We start from the raw sequence: 2,023 nt of genomic DNA, 5'->3' as shown, positions 1-2,023 counted from the left end.
CGCAGCGCCCGCAGCCACTGCCCGGGGTCGGCGGTCGGCGGCTCGTCCACCACCACGGCCCCCGGCAGGGCGGCGCGCAGCGCCTCGACGAGGGTGCCGGGCCCGGCGGGGCCGAGCAGCAGGGTCGGCCCGGTCGGGTCGCCGTCGGCCGGGGTCGTCGGGGCTGCCGGGGTCGTGAGGTCGGCGGGGGCCTCCGGCGCCGGGCGGGGTTCCCAGGCGATCCGGCGCACGCAGTCCGGCAGGGTACGGGAGTTGGCCTCCGCCAGGTCCAGCGCCACGATGTGCTCGTCGAGCTCGCCGTCGAGCAGGCGCCCGCGCAGGGCGGTGCGCTGGATCTTGCCGCTGGTGGTGCGCGGGAAGTCGGCCACCGGTACCGGCAGCACCAGGGCGGGGGCGGGCTGGCGGCGGGCGGCCAGCAGCCGGCGGACCTCGGCGGTCACCGGGGGTGCGGGGGCGTCCGGGTCGTTCGGCACGTAGGCGATCACCAGTTGCTCGGTGCCGGTGCGTTCGTCCGGGACCCCGAAGGCGGCGACGTGCCCGGACCGCACTCCCGCCACCGAGGCGACCACGTCCTCCAGCTCGTGGCAGAAGTGGTGCACCCCGTTGACGATGATGATCTCCTTGCGACGGCCGGTGAGCACCACCTCCCCGTCGGCCAGGAAGGCGAGGTCCCCGGTGTCGAACCAGCCGTCGCCGACGAAGGACTCGCGGTCGGCGGCCGGGTTGTTCAGGTAACCGGGCGTCACCCGGCCGGAGTTGACCTGGAGTCGGCCGACCCGGTGCTCGGGCAGGGCGCGGCCGTCCTCGCCCGCCACCCGGATCCGGGTGCCGGGTGCGGGGCGCCCCATGCTGAGGAAGGCGGTGCCGCGCTCCGGGGAGTCCGGGTCGGCGGGCGCCAGCCGGCCGGTCAGCGAGTCGGTGCGCACCAGGCGGCGGGCTCCGTCCTCGTGGTAGCGCTTGTAGGTGATGGCGGTGCAGGTCTCGGCCATGCCCCAGCCCAGCAGCACGTGCTCCGCCCGTACGCCGAACGGCCCGGTGGCGGCCAGGAACTCGTCCAGCACCGCCGCGGTGCACTGCTCTCCCGCGTTGATCAGGGACTTGACCGAGGAGAGGTCCCAGTGCCGGCCCGGACCGGCCGCCCGCACGGCCTCGGCGACCAGCCGGTAGCCGAAGTTGGGCGACCAGGAGTGCGCGCCCCGGTAGCGCTCCAGCGTGTCCAGCCAGAGCAGCGGATCGGCGAGCACCAGCTCGGTGGGCACCTGCACCTGGTCGGCGGCGAGCGCCACGTCGCGCAGGTGGAACATCAGCAGCCCGGCGACGTGGTCCAGCGGCAGCCAGTTGACGGTGACGTCCTCGGGCGCGGTGCCCTGGGCGACGGCGCCCGCCACGTACTCCAGGATGCCGCGATGGGTGATCTGCACCGCCTTGGAGCGGCCGGTGCTGCCGGACGAGAGCTGGAGGATCGCGACGTCGCCCGGGTCCGGGGCGTGCTCGGCGCCGGTGCGGGTGGGTGCCGTGCCGTCAGCGGCGGGCCGGTCGACCGCGATGACCCGCAGGCCGGGCGCAGGGTAGAGCTCCCCGAGCCGTGCCAGGCCCGCCACCGCCGGGCCGGCGGCGAGCACCGGCGGCTGCTCCAGGGTCTGCCAGGCGTGCCAGAGCTTCTCCAGGACGGGGTTGTGCTGGTCGTACGCCGGCGGGCGGGCCACCGTGACCGGCTGCACCCCGCCCAGCAGGCAGGCCCACAGGGTGGTGAAGTAGTCCTCCGGCTCCGGCAGTTGGAGGAGGACTCGGTCTCCTGGCCGCAGTCCGGCGGCGGTCAGCAGGGCGAGGGTCCCCCGGGCCCGCTCCAGCAGTCGGCGGTAGGTCAGCCTGGTCGCCCCGCCGTCGGCCCGGACCAGGTGCAGGCCGCGCCCGGGGTGGCGCGCGGCGAGGCGCCCAGCCGCAGCTCGGGGCTGGTACGGGTGGCGGCGACCAGGTCGACGGCGTAGCGGCGGACCGGGTCGGCGATGTGCACGGTGCGGAC

General features: G+C 76.1%; 1 protein-coding gene and 1 pseudogene. Both read right to left on the bottom strand.

Features of this window, described 5'->3' with window-relative positions; translation table 11 throughout:
* Positions 1-1,868: AMP-binding protein (locus tag BG452_RS33860; protein ID WP_262986088.1), on the bottom strand; the 1,868-nt coding region annotated here is incomplete at its 3' end.
* 47 nt (positions 1,869-1,915) lie between these two features.
* Positions 1,916-2,023 (bottom strand): annotated as a pseudogene (locus BG452_RS46310) (ATPase); the annotation flags it as partial.

The sequence above is a fragment of the Streptomyces sp. CBMA123 genome, assembly GCF_014596465.1.
In the GTDB taxonomy this organism is placed as follows: Bacteria; Actinomycetota; Actinomycetes; order Streptomycetales; family Streptomycetaceae; genus Kitasatospora.
Note: the sequence above shows the minus strand (reverse complement) of the source record. Positions and strands in the feature narration are given on the sequence as shown.